At 69.5% G+C, this 14,833-nt stretch carries 14 protein-coding genes and 1 pseudogene; 7 read left to right on the forward strand and 8 right to left on the reverse strand.

All coding sequences use genetic code 11. From position 1 onward, the window contains the following. Nucleotides 1–21: 21 nt before the first annotated feature. Both HEP81_RS39910 and HEP81_RS39915 read right to left on the reverse strand, forming a co-directional pair. Nucleotides 22–537 carry a DUF4232 domain-containing protein gene (locus HEP81_RS39910; RefSeq protein ID WP_051850775.1) on the reverse strand — a complete coding sequence of 172 codons (516 nt, stop codon included), beginning with the start codon at nucleotides 535–537 and terminating at the stop codon, nucleotides 22–24. Between the two features lie 232 nt (nucleotides 538–769). Continuing rightward, nucleotides 770–1,369 (reverse strand): polysaccharide deacetylase family protein, encoded by a 600-nt coding sequence (locus tag HEP81_RS39915; RefSeq protein ID WP_051850776.1) that lies wholly within the window; start codon nucleotides 1,367–1,369, stop codon nucleotides 770–772. Between the two features lie 1,425 nt (nucleotides 1,370–2,794). On the opposite strand from HEP81_RS39915, the gene HEP81_RS42015 reads away from it, so the two are divergent. The 3 genes from HEP81_RS42015 (at nucleotide 2,795) to HEP81_RS39930 (ending at nucleotide 5,608) form a co-directional block, all read left to right on the forward strand. Beyond that, nucleotides 2,795–2,995: a hypothetical protein gene (locus tag HEP81_RS42015; protein WP_051850777.1), complete on the forward strand. Its 201-nt coding sequence runs from the start codon at nucleotides 2,795–2,797 to the stop codon at nucleotides 2,993–2,995. A gap of 65 nt (nucleotides 2,996–3,060) precedes the next feature. Next, nucleotides 3,061–3,576: a hypothetical protein gene (locus HEP81_RS39925; protein ID WP_051850778.1), complete on the forward strand. Its 516-nt coding sequence runs from the start codon at nucleotides 3,061–3,063 to the stop codon at nucleotides 3,574–3,576. An 829-nt stretch (nucleotides 3,577–4,405) separates the two neighbouring features. Then, nucleotides 4,406–5,608 carry a PP2C family protein-serine/threonine phosphatase gene (locus HEP81_RS39930; RefSeq protein ID WP_037664416.1) on the forward strand — a complete coding sequence of 401 codons (1,203 nt, stop codon included), beginning with the start codon at nucleotides 4,406–4,408 and terminating at the stop codon, nucleotides 5,606–5,608. Between the two features lie 152 nt (nucleotides 5,609–5,760). On the opposite strand, the gene HEP81_RS39935 is transcribed toward HEP81_RS39930, so the two are convergent. Continuing rightward, a protein-coding gene (locus HEP81_RS39935; protein WP_190276122.1) for an IS3 family transposase occupies nucleotides 5,761–7,004 on the reverse strand; the annotation gives its coding sequence in 2 pieces (ribosomal slippage) (nucleotides 5,761–6,722 and nucleotides 6,722–7,004; 1,245 coding nt in all). Nucleotides 7,005–7,127: 123 nt separating this feature from the next. Here HEP81_RS39935 and HEP81_RS39940 point away from each other — a divergent pair. Continuing rightward, on the forward strand, nucleotides 7,128–7,766 hold the full coding sequence (locus HEP81_RS39940; RefSeq protein ID WP_243279861.1) for a hypothetical protein: 639 nt from the start codon (nucleotides 7,128–7,130) through the stop codon (nucleotides 7,764–7,766). A gap of 461 nt (nucleotides 7,767–8,227) precedes the next feature. On the opposite strand, the gene HEP81_RS39945 is transcribed toward HEP81_RS39940, so the two are convergent. Both HEP81_RS39945 and HEP81_RS39950 read right to left on the reverse strand, forming a co-directional pair. Next, complete coding sequence (locus HEP81_RS39945) at nucleotides 8,228–9,400, reverse strand: hypothetical protein (RefSeq protein ID WP_051850779.1); 1,173 nt, start codon at nucleotides 9,398–9,400, stop codon at nucleotides 8,228–8,230. A gap of 305 nt (nucleotides 9,401–9,705) precedes the next feature. Continuing rightward, the gene (locus HEP81_RS39950) at nucleotides 9,706–9,870 is read right to left on the reverse strand and encodes a hypothetical protein (protein ID WP_157854697.1); all 165 of its coding nucleotides are present in this window, start codon (nucleotides 9,868–9,870) and stop codon (nucleotides 9,706–9,708) included. A 1,016-nt stretch (nucleotides 9,871–10,886) separates the two neighbouring features. Here HEP81_RS39950 and HEP81_RS39955 point away from each other — a divergent pair. Then, entirely contained in the window at nucleotides 10,887–11,180 is a 294-nt protein-coding gene (locus tag HEP81_RS39955; RefSeq protein WP_037664442.1) for a hypothetical protein, read from the forward strand. 305 nt (nucleotides 11,181–11,485) lie between these two features. Here HEP81_RS39955 and HEP81_RS42020 read toward each other — a convergent pair. Then, a pseudogene (locus HEP81_RS42020) lies at nucleotides 11,486–11,608 on the reverse strand (IS3 family transposase); the annotation flags it as partial. 243 nt (nucleotides 11,609–11,851) lie between these two features. Here HEP81_RS42020 and HEP81_RS39960 point away from each other — a divergent pair. After that, nucleotides 11,852–12,376 (forward strand): hypothetical protein, encoded by a 525-nt coding sequence (locus HEP81_RS39960; protein ID WP_157854698.1) that lies wholly within the window; start codon nucleotides 11,852–11,854, stop codon nucleotides 12,374–12,376. Between the two features lie 264 nt (nucleotides 12,377–12,640). Here the strand turns inward: HEP81_RS39960 and HEP81_RS39965 are convergent, their stop codons facing one another. Beyond that, nucleotides 12,641–12,850 carry a hypothetical protein gene (locus HEP81_RS39965; protein WP_037664446.1) on the reverse strand — a complete coding sequence of 70 codons (210 nt, stop codon included), beginning with the start codon at nucleotides 12,848–12,850 and terminating at the stop codon, nucleotides 12,641–12,643. Nucleotides 12,851–13,103: 253 nt separating this feature from the next. On the opposite strand from HEP81_RS39965, the gene HEP81_RS39970 reads away from it, so the two are divergent. Beyond that, the gene (locus tag HEP81_RS39970; RefSeq protein ID WP_051850781.1) at nucleotides 13,104–13,379 is read left to right on the forward strand and encodes a hypothetical protein; all 276 of its coding nucleotides are present in this window, start codon (nucleotides 13,104–13,106) and stop codon (nucleotides 13,377–13,379) included. A gap of 8 nt (nucleotides 13,380–13,387) precedes the next feature. On the opposite strand, the gene HEP81_RS39975 is transcribed toward HEP81_RS39970, so the two are convergent. Beyond that, nucleotides 13,388–14,833 (reverse strand): NF041680 family putative transposase, encoded by a 1,446-nt coding sequence (locus HEP81_RS39975; RefSeq protein ID WP_037664450.1) that lies wholly within the window; start codon nucleotides 14,831–14,833, stop codon nucleotides 13,388–13,390.

The following is a 14,833-nucleotide window of genomic DNA, read 5'->3' on the forward strand; positions in this document are numbered from 1 at the left end:
CGCGGTCGGTCGTGGTGTGGGTCAGGCGCCGGGCTGGACGGGGCCGATCTGGGTGCCGAAGTCGACGGACAGCTTGCCGTCGGCTTCCTGGTCACCCGGGATGATTCCGCCGCCGGGGGTGCGGAGGGTGAAGACGGCGCGGTTGGCGGTCGCGCCCTTGGAGGTGTTGGGCACCTGGATGTCGAAGTGGACCGGGTGGCCGGGGCCGAAGGTCACCTTGGTGTTCTGCGCGCCGTACGGCTTCGCGGTGATGCCCTTGAGGGAGCCGTTGTCGTAGAACTTCACGTCGCGGGGGGAGCCGGCCAGCTGGCAGGCGCTGGTCTTGGGGGCCGCGGTCAGCGTGACGCGGTAGTGGCGGTGCCCGGAGCTGGCGGTGTCCGGCGTGATCTTCGTCTTGAGGTTGGCGGGGCGGCACGAGGACGGCGCACCGGAGCCGGCCGGGTGCGCGGTGGCGGACGCCTGCGCGACACCCGTGCCGGCGATTCCCGCCAGTGCAACGCCGGCGACTGCCATCACGAACTTGGTGGACTTGGTCATGGTCGACTCTCCGTGTCTCGCTGTCGTACGTGGGGCCGCCGCCCCGGACTCCTGACACCACGAAGCCTGCCGATTCCGTTCGTTATGGGTGTCACGGCGATGCAACGCCTTCGCCACAGCGACCGGAGCGCTGCCTGCGGTCCGTCACCGCGCCGGTGCCGGTCGGGGACGGCGCCGACGAGGGCGGCGGACCGCTGACGGGCGGGTGCGGTCAGGCCGCTTATGCGGCGGGTCAGCGTCTTGGGCCGTGGTGGTAGACCAGGCCGGGCCGTGTTCCTCCGCTACTGGCGAGCAGTTGGGGGATGGTGACGAAGGTGTAGCCGCGATTGGCCAGGTCTGTGAGGATGAGTGGGAGCGCTTTGGGCGTGCGCGCGTACCGGTCGTGCAGAGAGACGATGTCGCCGGGGCGCATTCGATTGATGACACGCCGCTCGATGGCCTGGGGGGTGATTTTCTTCCAATCCTGTGGATCCAGACTCCACATGATCACGGCGAGTCCTGTCTGTCCGGCCACGCGGCTGACACGCGTGTTGTAAGCACCGAACGGCGGGCGCAGCAGCGTCGGCCGGCGGCCGACGACCGAGACGACGTCGTTGGCCGCCCCATCGAGTTCGAGGCGGATACGGGCGGAGGAGAGGGCTGTGAGGTGGGGGTGGGTGACGGTGTGGTCGCCGATCGCGTCACCGTCGTGCTGCTCGCGCCGGACGATGGCCGGCCGTTGCAAGGCGTGGGGACCGATCACGAAGAACGTTGCCACCGCGTGGTGTGCTTCCAGCAGGTGCAGGATGGAGGGCGTGTACTGGGTGGGGCCGTCGTCGAATGTCAGCGCCACACACCGGACAACGGTGCAGTCAGGTCCAGAAGAAGCGGGAGTAGCGGCGTCAGCGACCGTGGCCGGGGAACCTGCAGTTGCAAGCAGGGCCGCCGCAGTGGCGCAGGTGGCCCGCAGTCCTCTGTGGCGCGGGCGTTCGGATCCTGCGGACCGCCCTGGCCGAGCCGGCGGAATCCGGTGACCACCATGGCGATCTCCGTCGCGCCGAGTGCGGCGGTGCTTGTGCGACAGCCTGTTCACCAGGCGGAACCGCTGCCCCAGATCGGCGCTGTCTGCGGCAGGGCAGACCGGGGCGGCGGAGGCCACTGGCCGAAGAGCCCCTGTGATCGAGGCTGCCGCGGTGAGAGCCATAGCCACGCATCGCAGGCCGCGAGGACACCTGGCCGACAACCGCCGGACCAGGACGGCGGCCAGCACCAGAAGCCCACAGCCAGCGGCGATGGCACCTGCGCGGAACAGAAAAGCGGACGGCCTGCCCGCGAGGCACAGTTCGCTGAGACGTGCACGGAAGCAGGCTTCCAGCGCGAACGAGCTGTAGACCACTGAACCGATCGTCCCGACGACAACACCGAGCCGAAAGGCATTAGGCTGCTGCGAATCGCTCGCATGTACGTGCAACGTCGTCCTTACCCGCTTAGCGCAAGGCCACCAAAGATCAAACAACGTGCCCTCGGGTACTGCCTTGATTGCTCCTTTTCAGCATGGACTGCCGGTATGCGCCCCGCTAGCTCGGGGCGCACACCTTGCTGTCGCCAGTGGGGACCAGCGGCCGCCGTGGTCACGTCCGTGGGCATCAAGTGGTGCAGTGAAACCGGCTCCTCGGAGCGGTTTCACCGTGGCCCTGGGCCGACGGGCGCTCTGGCTGATCACGGGACGGCCCTTGCCTCGACCGGGCGCGCAGCGCGCCGGCCGCTCCAGCTCTGGGGCGCGAGCGAGGTCGCACTGAGCGCAGTCATGGTTACGGTCCTCTTCGGAGACCCGCTGACCGCGTTGACGGGTCTGGGTCTGGTCGTGATCGTCGCCGGCGTGCTCTGCGTCGAGTTGGACTCGCAGGCCGCCTACGGCCGCCAGACGTCCGGACAGAAAGAGCCCTGTCGCTGTGGATGTCCTCTCAAGGGGCCGGCAGCAGGTGGTGCGCGGCGACTGCCGCCGACTACGCCGGCGCCTGCACGGCCTGGCGGAGAACGGCGGGCAGATCCCGGGCGGGGACAGGCTGCGTAACCTGACGCCCATGAGTCTGAAGGCCGCCGCCCGCGAGCTGGGGCGGCCGGTGGGGGAGATGGGCGACCCGGCCCGCGGCGCGGGCCGCACGGGCGCCTCCCACCCGATGACGGTCAACGAGGCCGTACTCGCCCTGCTGCGCCCGAAGCCGGACCTCGCCAGCTCGCCAGCGAGTCGGCCGATGTCCGCGGCGTCGCGTGGGCCGTGTTCGACGCTCCCGCCGGACTGGGCGCCATCGCCTCCTGCGCGACCGAGGTGGCGCTGCCCGCGACGGGCACCTGGTCCAACCCCGGCAAGGGTGGCGCCCAGGCGGACATCGTCATCACCGCGTCCGAGGAGGGGGTGCCGCCTTTGTTCGTGGAGATCGACAACTGCTTCGAGTCCGCGCAGGTCCTCGCCGCCTAGATCGACAAGTACATGCGGTTTGGCCAGCGGTAGGTGATGGCCGTCGACGGCAAGGAGCGGGCGATGTGGCGACCCGCTGGTGGGTGCCCGACGGGCGCCACGGCGACCAGCCGCACCCGCCGCTGCTGCTCGTCTTCAACCGGATCGGCCCGCGCAACCCGGGCACCGTCATCGCGCAGCTGGCCGAGCCGACCGAGCGGCACTGGAAGGGCACCGCTTACTACGGCGGCTTCCACATGCACGACGGCAAGCTGCCCATCGTCGTCACCGGCATGAAGCAGCTGAAGGGGCACGGCCCGGCCGGAGTGGTCTTCCGGCGCTTCGGCCGGCCGCAGAACCAGACGCTCCTCGAGGCGATCGGCAATCCGCGCCGCGAGGCCCGCGACGCCCGTCAGCAGGCCGAGTACGCCGCCCGCCAGCGGGAGCACCAGGAGGAGCTGCGCCGCATCGCCGTACAGCACAAGGCCGAGCGGGAGGCCCGCAGTGCCGCCGGTGCAGGTCTGCCACCACAGCATCCCGGTCCTCGCCCGCCCGGATACGTTTCAGAGCGGCGATCTTCGCCCGGCCGGGCAGCGCGCTGAAGTGCCTGTCGGTCTCCGAGGGCTCCAACGATGCCCGGTGGGCGTTCAAATACTCGCGTTCCGCGCGCAGCGGGTCGCGGCTGAGCCATTCCTCGCCCGGCCGCTTATACGGAAGCACCGCCGGGCGGGAGCAGGCGGGAGCCGGGGCATCGCCGTCCTTCCCAGCGGTGCGGGCCGCAGGTGTCGGCGGCCGCGAGGCGGCGATCAGCCCCCTGAGCGCGTCCGTGGCGGGACCGACCGGCGCCAGGGCCCCGGCCACGGGCACACCGAGGCGTCCCAGTGATTCCACCAGCATGTCGATGGTGTCCGACGCGTCCTCTGAGGCCTGCGGACGACGCCGTGCCGGCGAGGACCGCTCCGCCATTTCATAAGAACTCGCTGCCGCCTCGTGCACGACAACCTGGTGGTGAACGATTTCCCTGCCGATGGGGGCCGGTTTGCCCCAGGGGACACAGCACCAGGCCGCCTACGCATTCGCGGTCCTGCCGCAGCCACGACCGCCGGTAGACGCCTGCACGTCCCCTTGCGGCCCTGCCTGCGCAGCCGATGCCGGGCTCCCGTCCGCACGCGGGCTTGTCGGGCCGAGGATGTGGTGAGCCGGACGGGCCCTGGCGCCCTGGCGCGGGTGATCGTCTACCGGGGCCCGTCCGGCTTCACGGGGCGCGTACCCGGCCAGGACAAGGCCACTCGGGCAGTCACCCGGTCCGGTGAAGCGGCCCTTGCCCGCATGGTGGTGCCGGCGCCGGCGTGGCAGGGCGGTCACTGTCGGGAACACGGCCGGTGCCGGGAACCCGGTGAGCTGGATCGGCGAGATGAGGAGGTGCCTGCTGTGACCGGTGACGGGGACTTGGGCCTGGACGAGGTGCTGGGTGCTGCGGAGGACGCCGCTCCGGTGGAGTCGGTGGATGTGGTCGCGTCCAATCTTGAAAAGCGGTTCTCGGCGACTGACGTGTCGTTCCTGTTCGTCGACCTGCTCGGGCAGGAGGTCGTGCGGCTACCCAGGGCCGGTCGGGCGGGCCAGCCACGCGATCGGGCCGACAGGTTCGATCTGGTGGGCAGCGTGTACGACCGGGTCCTGCGCTCGCAGCGTCTGCACCAGGAGGACGACGGTGAGGGGGGCTGCCGACTGGTGGCGCCGGTGACCAACCGCGGCGACTGCCTCGGCGTCCTGGAGATGGTCGTTCCCGAAGCCGACGATGCGGTGCGCGAGGCGGTGTCGCAGACCGCGCACGCACTCGCCTACATCGTGGTCACCGACCGCCGCTTCACCGACCTCTACCACTGGGGGCGCCGTACCACCGAGGTGAGTCTGGCGGCGGAGATCCAGCACCAGCTGCTGCCGACGGCGCCCTGCTGCGAGGCCGCACAGTTCACCCTGGCCTGCGGCCTGGTACCGGCGGACGACATCGGCGGCGACACCTACGACTACGCCCTCGACCAGAACCTCCTGCACCTGTCGATCACCGACGCCATGGGCCACGACACCGATTCCGCGCTGCTGGCCACGCTCACCGTCAACGCCCTGCGCGGAGCCCGCCGCGCCGGCCACAGCATCCTCGAGCAGGCCTACACCGCCCACCGGGCCATCACCGCCCGTACCCGCGGCCTGATCACCGGGCAGCTCCTGCGCGTCCGGCTGGACACCGGCGCCTGCGAACTCGTCAACGCCGGCCACCCCTGGCCCCTGCGGCTGCGGGGTGCCCGGGTGGAGGAGGTGGCCGTCGAGGTGAACATGCCTTTCGGCGTGCCGGCCCCGGTCACCTACCAGGTGCAGCAGCTGCGTCTGGAACCCGGCGACCGCCTGATGCTGCTGACCGACGGGATGTGCGAACGCGCCGCCGCCTCTGTCGACCTGGCCGCCATCATGCACGCAACCCGTGCCGAGCATCCTCGCGAAGTGGTCCGGGCTTTGACTTCAGCGGTCTTCGATGCCTGCGGAGGGTCTCTGCCCGACGACGCGACCACGATGGTGCTGGACTGGCATGGCAGCCGGAGGGGACAGCGCCGTACCAGCGCCGGCTCGGATACCTGAGTGGCTTCACGACTTCGAGTAATGACGGCGCTGACCTCAGTGGGGACCATCGCGCAGACCAGCAGGTGACCAGCGTCTCCACGGAATCCGGAGCGGTAATCTCAGGTCATGGTCATGCGTGGGACTGAACCGCTCCGGGATCGGTGGAGGCTCTATGCGCTGACTCCAGCCGCCGGTTGGGGCTGGTGTTGAGCGTAGTGGTTGGTCTCGTGCTCGTGGGGCGGGATGTCTCCGATCGCGGTGTGGAGGCGCTGGTTGTTGAACCAGTCGACCCATTCCGCGGTGCCGAGTTCGACGTCGGCGAGGCCGTGCCAGGGCCTGCGGGGCTTGATCAGCTCGGTCTTGTAGAGGCCGATCTGGGATTCCATGAGCGCGTTGTCCAGGGCGTCGCCGACAGTGCCGATCGAGGCATCGGTACCCGCCTCGATCAAGTGCGCGGTGAACGCGAAAGACGTGTATTGGCTGCCTGCATCCGAATGATGAACCAGCCCCGGGCCAGCGGGAGTTCCGGCGCGGTCGCGGCGCCACAGAGCCATGTCGAGGGCGTCGAGGACGAGCTTGGCCCGCTTGCTGGTGGCGGCGGACCAGCCCACGATCGCCCGGGAGAACACGTCCACGACGAACGCGACGTAGACGATCCCGGACCAGGTGGCGACATAGGTGAAGTCCGCGACCCATCTTTCGTTCGGCCGGGACGCCGTGAAATCGCGTTGCAGCAGGTCACCTGCCCGATCATGGCCGTCGTCCCGGATGGTGGTGCGGATCTTCTTCCCTCGCCGGGCGCCCTCCAGGCCCAGGTCGCGCATCAGCCGGGCGACGGTGCAGCGGGCCACCGGTATGCCCTCGCGATGCAGTTGCCTCCAGACTTTCCTGACCCCGTAGACGCTGAAGTTGTCCGTGTGGACTCGGCTGATCTGCGCCTTCAGTTCGGTGTCGCGGACTGTTCGGGTGCTGGGTGTGCGGTTCTTCGCCGCGTAATAGGTGCTCGTCGCGATCTTCAGTCCATGGCTGGTCAGGACTCGGCAGATCGGCTCGGCTCCGAACACCTTCTTGAACTCGTCGATGAACGCTACGAGCGCTTCGACGGCCGGTCGAGCTCGGCCGCGAAGAAAGCCGAGGCCGCCTTGAGGATCTCGTTCGCCCGCCGCAGTTCGGCGTTCTCCGCCTTCAGGCGCTTGATCTCTGCAGCCTCGTCCGAAGTCACGCCTGGACGCTGGCCGGCATCGACCTCGGCTTTGCGGACCCAGGTCCGCGCCGTCTCAGCGGCACCGATCCCGAGCTTCGCGGCGACCGCCTTCATCGCGGCCCACTCGGTCGGGTAATTCGGGCGGACCTCCGCGACCATGCGCACCGCACGCTCACGAAGCTCAGCAGGATAGGGGGACGGACGTGCCATGACTCGATCCTCTCAGGGAATCGAGCCTCCATCAGACCCGGAGCGGTTCAACGACCGCAGGGAGGTTGAGTGCCTACAACCGTTGTGGGGTTCCGGCTCGGGTCTGACAGGCAAGGCCGTCAGGTGACGGTCGTGCTGACGCAGGCTGGTGTCCTGCACCGCTGCAATGGCCCGATGGGCGCGGCCCCCAAACCGGTCAAGCCGTCCGTGCCCGTCCCCGGGGACCCCTATCCGGTTCCGCGGCAAGCAACGAGGTTCCGGGAGATCCATGCCGAGCTGACCAAGAAGGGCTATGGCCGTGTGCTGGTCGCACCCGCCTGCGTGCGACTGGAAGTTACCGAGCACCCACTTCACGCGCACCCGTACGGACCGAATGCCCCCGCCGCACATCCGGAGCTGCTGGAGGATTTCATCGGCCTCGCACCGTCCGCCTCTCGGGACCTCGACGAGGCGCTGCGCGATTTCTACGTGGCCATCGGTCTGCCGACACGCCCCGAGCGTCTCATCCGTCCAGGGCCGACGCCGGCAGCTCTTTCCCCTCGAGCTGACGGAGCGCTCCGCGTTCTCGCCCGCGGCTCCGCCATCACCTCCCCGAGACGCCGGTCGATCCGCTGGCGGGTCACCGCCGACGACGTACGTCTGAACGTAGGGGCTGGAGGCGAGACCCTCACGCATGGGGAAGTCGCCGAGCTCCAGGCTGCCCTGACGGCGTGGCTCCGCCTGAACCCGGCTCCCGGCAGCGCCGCCGCCCCGAAGGGCTGATCGAAAGGAGCGTGTCGGTGGCGGCTGGGAGGCCGTCACGGCACCAACCGTCCGGCTTCGACCGCAGGGCCAACACAGCACACGGGCGTGCTCCTGCTCGCCGGGAGGCTGTCAGACATGCTTCTGAGCCTTCACGTCCCCCGAACCCGGACCTTGGGGGCGACGGGACGCTGCTGTGCGTTCATGGCGCACGGGAGCGGAGACTGGCGGCCGTCATGCCGAGGCGGTGCCGGACGCGTCCCAGGGGAGGCGGAAGGGCGCGCAGGCGTTCGTGTAGAACGGCTACATTCGGCGGGCCGGGCAGCGAGCAGCTCCTCCAGCCGCTGCGGCCGGGTGCGGGCGGTTCGGCGGCACCCGGTCGGGAGCGTCCAGGCCACGCTGAGCAGCGTCGGGCGGATGGCCGGAGGCCTCGGTCTGGGCGAGAACGAGGGTCGTGGTCGCTCCGCAGGGTCTCGGGGTTTCTATTCCTGTATGACCTCCAGTTCGGCACCCATTGTGGCGAGCTTGGACAGCAGGTTGTCGTAGCCGCGTTGCAGGTGGTAGACGCCTTGGACGGTCGAGGTGCCTTCGGCCGCCAGCGCCGCGATCACCAGGGCGGCTATGGCCCGGATGTCCTCGCCGGCCACGCGGGCCGCGGTGAGGGGGGACGGGCCGTGCACGGTGATGGCCGAGCCGTCGGAGGTGACGGCGGCGCCGAAGGCGCGCAGCGGGGCGACGTGGCTGTCGCGGGCGGTGTAGATCCGCTCTTCGATGCGGGAGGTGCCCGGGGCCTGGGTCAGGTATGCGGTCAGCTGGGGCTGGACATCGCTGCATCTGGCGGAGACGGTGGCGGTCTGCACAGGCCGGGGCCCGCCGGGAGAGCGGGCGAGGGTGCCGTCGTCCTGCGGGACCAGCTCGATCCCGCAGTCGCCGAGCATCGTCACCAGGGCGGCGGGGAAGGTCGCGACGGGAACGTTGCTGAGGTGGACGGCTCCACCGGTGATGGCGCAGGCCAGGGCGAGCGTGGTGGCTTCCAGGCGGTCCGGCGGGATGTCGACGGTTCCGCCGGTGACGCGATCGGTGCCGGTGATGTGGAGTGCGGTGGCGCCTTGCCACCTGATGTCGACACCGCCTGCCGCGAGCAGCGCGGCGGTTGCCAGGACTTCCGGCTCGCTGTTGGGATTGAGGATGGTGGACGCGCCGCGGGCGCGGGCGGCGAGCAGCATCGCGGTGACCGTGGCCCCCAGGCTCGGTCCCCACTTCTGGGTCATCACGTCGACGGCGAACGGCACGGCGCCCGGGACCGGCAGGCGGGCCTCGACATGGGAGGCGGTGACGCTCAGCGTGGCGCCGGCGGCCTCCATGGCGGCCAGGTGACGGTCGATGAGGCGATGCGTGAAGGCGTCGCCGCCCGGCAGGGGGAAGCGGACCTGGCCGGCTCGGGCGAGCAGGCCAGCGGCCATGACGGGGGTGGCGCGGATACGCCCGCCCGGTTGGTCGGGGACGACCGGGCGCCAGTCGCTCGCGGGGGCCACCTCGAAGCGGTCGCTGGTGATCTTGGCCGGGGTTCCGGTGCGGGTGAGGATCTCCGCGCAGACGTGGGTGTAGCACCGGCAATTGCTGCCGGGCGGCTGCCGCGGACTTGCCGGATGCAAGGGCGGCCTGGCCGTCGTGGGAGGGCTCGGCCTACGACTCGACAGCCGCACCACCCACCAGAAGCTGCTCTACGGGCAGCCTCCGGCAGGGCGCCTCGATAGTCCACGGCGGACGCCGAACCGCTCGCCGACATTTTGTTTTCGTAGTCGCGTAGGAGCCCAACGCAAAGCCGTATCCGCCGTCACCTTCGCCGCCCATGCTCCGCTTGGCCAGCACCGCCGCGCCGACCAACAGCTCGGCTCGCGCGAGGTGCCGAACAGCGGCCGATGCAGGCTGCTGGTCCGGGCTCTTGTTTCACGCGGATTCACACAAGCGATCCGACATTCACAGCGTTCACGGTCTTGCCCCCTGTGGTCGTCCGCCAACCTGCGGTGTGCTGGTCGAAGAACACAGTCGGCAGAAGCGGAGGGATCGCGGTGACGACATGCGGCAGCACGGCGGCGACCATGAGGCACGGGTGGGCGGACATGCCCGCTCCTGCCCCGGACCGCCTGACCCGGGGGCCGAGAAGGCACAGCACTATGCCTTCGACCCGCTCGCGCCGGGGCAGCTCCCGCGGCCTCGCCGATCCCCCTCGTGGGGAGGCCGCAGAGTCCGCCGCCGGTACCCACCCCGTCGTCCCGGCGGCGGGTGCCGGCCTCCGCAATCGCCTCGGCCTGCGCCGTACGCGCCTGCTCGGCCTGGAACTCCTCCCAGGTGCGCGCCGGTTGGTCCGCGCAGCGCCGCGCCGGCGGATGCCGGGTCTCCCACACCGCTTCGGCCGGGCCCCCGGCGCCGCGTAAGAGGTACTCGCCGGCATCGGAGCCGACCACGGTCCGCCCGCACAGCACGCAAACCGCGCCGTTCTTCGCCGAAGGGAGTTACGGCGGAAGGCACATGGGCGCGGACGCGGCGAGTACTGGCTGTCTCTTTCGCGGATGCGCGGCCGGGAGCGGACCCCGGATGCTCTGCGTCGGGGCCATCCTGATTCCGGTGTCTTCGCTGGCGTCCTACCCGTCAGCACGGACGAGCTGACGCCGTACACGATCGGGTGATGCCGACGCGGCCCCCGCACACCGGCCGCCGCACACACAACCACAGGTGACGCATGCCGGTTGCCGCAACGACACCGCGGCAACCGGGCACCAAGGGCCGACGCAACCTCGACGCCCGGCCCGGACCGCAGAGGCGACCGGCTAGCAGGGGGCACCAGCATCTCGCGCCGCCCAGAGACAGATCCCCCCCGGCCGAGGTCAGGGCGTCGGCAGGCCGATCCCGAGTGCCCTGTCCGCCAGGGGGACTGATGGAGCGCCCAGGCGTTCCAGCCCGCGTTCCAGCCTGCTTGCGGCTGCCCTGGTCACCGGGTGTTTCCGCGTTCCAGCGTCCCGAAGTACCTGGATATTGTGGCGGCGCGGACGGGGTGCCCGGCAGGCTCGGATCGTCCAGGTGCCGTCCCGCCGCTCTGGCGCGGGGCGGCACCGAGGGTTCGATTCAAGGGAGATGTGTATGCGGCGTCTTGCCACCGCACTCGGAGTACTCGGCGCGAGTGTTGCGCTCACGCTCGGTGCGACTCAGTCGGCCTCGGCCGCGAACGGAGTTCTGATCTTCAACGGTGGCCGCTGGGAGAACCCCACGGGCTGCCACGCGAGCAACTGGCCAGGCGACCCCGCCACGATCGTCAACGCCACCGACAGCATCGCCTACGTGTACTCGGACCTGGCCTGCAAGGACCTCGTCGACATTCTGCTGCCGACCTACGTCCGTACGGTGCCGCACGCCTGGTCGGTCGCCTTCTACTAGGAGCCGACACTCACGGCAGTACTGCTCGGCCCGCTGCCGTACGCGAGCCTGGCGTACGGCAGCGGGCCCGCCTCGCCGCTATCGAGGTGTACAAGGACAGAGAGGCCGACCCGTGGGCCGCCCGGACGAGGACGGGCTGCTGTTCGCCAACGAGGCAGACTCCGCCCGGCTGTGCCGCGGCTCCGGGTGCGCGGACATCCTGTGGAACCAACCCTTGCTGCACAAGAGGTCATCGGTGGCGTTGGATTGCCAGCAGCAACCGGACTGAGCTTGTTCCGCTTTGACGGACACCGTTGGTGTGTTGGTCAGGCCGCCAAGGCTGTCTCGTATTCTGCGGGGCTGCGGTAGCCGAGGCTGCTGTGAAGCCGGTGCAAGTTGTACCAGCTCTCGATCCACTCGAATATCGCGGTGTGGGCAGCGGCTCTGGATGGCCAGGGCCGGTTGTCGCCGGGCCAACCGGCGGAATTCGCTGACCTGCTGCTTCGCGTGATGCGGCGTGTGGATTTCCCGCGTTGAACGGTGGAGATTCCCCGACCATCTCTGCCGTTCAGGTGAGGCTTCGGGCGGCTGCTGGCGTGGCTCTGGTTGGTGCAAGCGGAAGAGTGTTCGCTTTGTCGTGTTCGCTCCCATCTCAGAAGTGGAATGAGGCCCTTCACGTGCGCAGTCCTCTCATGCAGGCGACGGTCGCAGCAGCCGCGGTTATCGCTCTGTCCCCCCTCGGCACAGCGTCGGCCGCGGGCCCTTCCGACATTGGCGACATCATCTGCCACGGCGGCTCCCTCACGGTGCAGTTCAACCCCGGCGCCACCTTTTTCAGGAGCACGGTCCGGATGTCCGCCAGCGGCGAGATGGGAACATGTTCTTCCAGCCAACACCCGGAGATCACCGGCGGAGCGGTGAAGCTCGAAGCCTCCCTCACCGCGAACTGCCCCGGACCGTTCGGGCCCGGCTACGTCAAGGCCACCATCAACTGGAACGACGGAACCAAGACGGTCATCGACCAGTCGATCTTCCGCGGCGACGAACGGTCCTTCTCCCTGGAAGGCGGGAGCGCCACCGGCGGCTTCGCCGGCGGCTACGCCCGCGCCAACGGCCGGACCACCAGCAACCTCATCGAGATCAGTGCAGCCTGCGCTTCGGCCGGTCTCACCAGCTACGCCTCGACGATCAACGAGTTCGCCGTCGGCGACATTTAGCCTGCCGCGAGCCGCACCACCCGGCCAGGCGGGCACCGGGCGAAGCCGCATTCCGTCACCCCAGACAGCGCATTTCGTCGGTTCCCCAGCCGAGGAAGGGGGTGGCGACGAACAGGCTGGCACTTGTGCGGATCTTCTCGTCCGTGGCGGTGCTGACCCTCCACATGCGGGTTCAGCGCCTGGCACTCACAACACTCCGCTCTGGTACGGACCTTGGACGGCCTGCACCAGGGCGTTGGGCTACCGGCACAACTTAGGCAGGGGCTACGTCAGCTCTTCGTACCACGCAACGATCGGGCGCAGGGCCGCCGCGACCTCTTGCCTGATCTCAACGGGGGCTTCCTGAAACTCGTTCAGGGAGGACGAGAGGTCAGAGACCTTGCTCTCAAGCTCCTGCCTTCGGGCCTGGTAGTTCACCGGCCGGACGATTGGGGCAGGCCCCTTGGCGTTCGCGTGGGGCTGCTCGTCGGTCATGTGTCCACCTTCCCTCTCGGCCGGCCCGGTGCCGACCCGCGTCGATCTACCCATGACGGGTGGCTGGCAAGCCGGCACCCCGAAAAAACCGACCCAATAGCCCCCCATGCCCGCATCCTCGCGCCGTTCGGCTCCTGACCTGGGTAAACAGACCGGCATAGATTAAAAACAGGCTCTCAGCTTGTTCTTTATGGTCTGAGCCGCCTGAAAGCGTGCGACAAGGCCAATCCAGCCCCTGAGTAGGGTTGTGGCCATGGCCAAGGGAATGGGGCGACGGCCCAAGGTGGATCTGGACAGCGGCGTCGAGGACGCGACGATGCTCATCCTGGAGTGGCTCGGCGAGCAGGGTGTAGGTGCCATGATCCGAGTCGACGCGGAGCGGATGCGTGACGGTCAGCCGGCGTGGACATTCGCAGCCTCTGGTGGGCCCCTGGATGGTGGGATGAGGGCCGATGGGGCCTCGGCCGCCGAGTGCATGGGCAAGGCATTGCTTGGGTTGCGAGAAGCCGGGCTGGTCGTTCCCTTCTGAAGCCGTGTTCAGCGTCTGAGCTGGTCGCGTTCGGTGATGCTTTCGGGGCGTCTGGTGGTCTTGCCGACGTCGTAGCGGGTGGCGGGGCGCCGGTTCTTCGAGCCGAGCGGCCTGCCGGGGCCGGGCCGGTTGGGTTTTGGCGCACGGGCCGGACAGGGCAGGTTCGGGCGGAGGTTCCTGAACCCCCGGCGGACTCGGGCCGGGGTGAGTCGGCCCGGGTCCGCCCGCTTCTCCCACGGACGGCGAAGGTCGGCGACCAGGGGCCGGGCGAGGCGGAGTTGGGTGTGGGCGGCGATGATCAGCCAGGTCCACCGGTCCGCCGCCGCGGGCGTGCGGAGCTTCGGGCGGGTCCAGCCCAGCGTCTGCTTGATCATCCGGAAGGTGTGCTCCAGATCGAACCTGCGCAAGAACGCCTGCCAGCGCAGATCGACGTCCTCACCCGACATGCCGGTCGCCGACGACCACAGCCAGACCGGCAGTGGATCGTGGCCGCCGGGCAGACGGTCGACCTCCAGATGGATCAACGTGCCTTCGATGACCGGGAGTTCGCCGGTGTGGTCGATCCATGCCGAGCGTGTGGTCAGCCTCGGGTGAATGCGGTCCCAGGCCATCACGCGAGCGGTGCCGTAGCGGTCGGTGACCTGCACGGTCTCCGCGTCCGGATCGCCCCAGGAATCAGGCTTGGCGAAGCGGAACTCCTTGCCGTGCTTCGGCGGGCGTCCTCCCTGTGGCGGAGAGATCCACGGGACCGGAACCGGCTTGCGCATCACACGGTCCGTGCGCATCCGCCCCAGGACCTCCACCGGTAGTCCGGCCAGGAGATGGGCCATCCGCGGAGCGTCGTATCCGGCATCGAAGACAACCAGGATGTCGCGGTCACCCGGCTTCCAACGCCCCATCTCGATGAGGTCGGTGACCACCCGGCGGACCTGGGCGGCAGTGACCTCGGCAACATCGTCGGCCGGCCCCAGCCGCAGCGCGTCCAGGATCTGACACCACGAGGTCCGGCCCGACTCCAGCGCGGCGATGAACGAGTAGGGCCAGCCGGGCACGAACTGGTCCGAGGAGCGTCCGCTGCGGCCGTAGACGTGACAGAACAAGCGGTCCGCACTGGTCGGCGCGTCCGGCCGCAGCCAGTGGGTGACATCCACCGCCAGGACCAGGCGCCCGTCGGCGGCCTCGGGCTGCGGCAGCCCGGCCAGCACCTGCCGCAACCGCGGCACATCGACGTTCCCGCCGTTCAAGGCTTCGTACATCGCGCCGTGCCCGCGCCGGTGTTCGGCGGTCAGCGTGAGGTCGACCGGCGCCTTCACCGGCCCGTCCGCACACAACAGGGCGTCGGTCAGCTCGAACAGCGTGTCCCCGCGCACGGTCAGGGAGTCGAAGAAGTCGTCTCGGAAGTGTGACGCCACCGCGAACGCATCCCGCCGGACATCGTGATGCAGCAGACTCAT

Source organism: Streptomyces griseofuscus, assembly GCF_014673495.1.
Classification (GTDB): Bacteria; Actinomycetota; Actinomycetes; order Streptomycetales; family Streptomycetaceae; genus Streptomyces; species Streptomyces murinus.

Bases quoted from the DNA above. Each gene is read 5' to 3' on its own strand.
- HEP81_RS39965 (WP_037664446.1), bottom strand. From the start codon at position 12,850: ATGACCGACGAGCAGCCCCACGCGAACGCCAAGGGGCCTGCCCCAATC.
- HEP81_RS39975 (WP_037664450.1), bottom strand. From the start codon at position 14,833: ATGAGTCTGCTGCATCACGATGTCCGGCGGGATGCGTTCGCGGTGGCG.
- HEP81_RS39960 (WP_157854698.1), top strand. From the start codon at position 11,852: ATGCAGGCGACGGTCGCAGCAGCCGCGGTTATCGCTCTGTCCCCCCTC.
- HEP81_RS39950 (WP_157854697.1), bottom strand. From the start codon at position 9,870: ATGTCCGCCCACCCGTGCCTCATGGTCGCCGCCGTGCTGCCGCATGTC.
- HEP81_RS39910 (WP_051850775.1), bottom strand. From the start codon at position 537: ATGACCAAGTCCACCAAGTTCGTGATGGCAGTCGCCGGCGTTGCACTG.
- HEP81_RS39955 (WP_037664442.1), top strand. From the start codon at position 10,887: ATGCGGCGTCTTGCCACCGCACTCGGAGTACTCGGCGCGAGTGTTGCG.
- HEP81_RS39970 (WP_051850781.1), top strand. From the start codon at position 13,104: ATGGCCAAGGGAATGGGGCGACGGCCCAAGGTGGATCTGGACAGCGGC.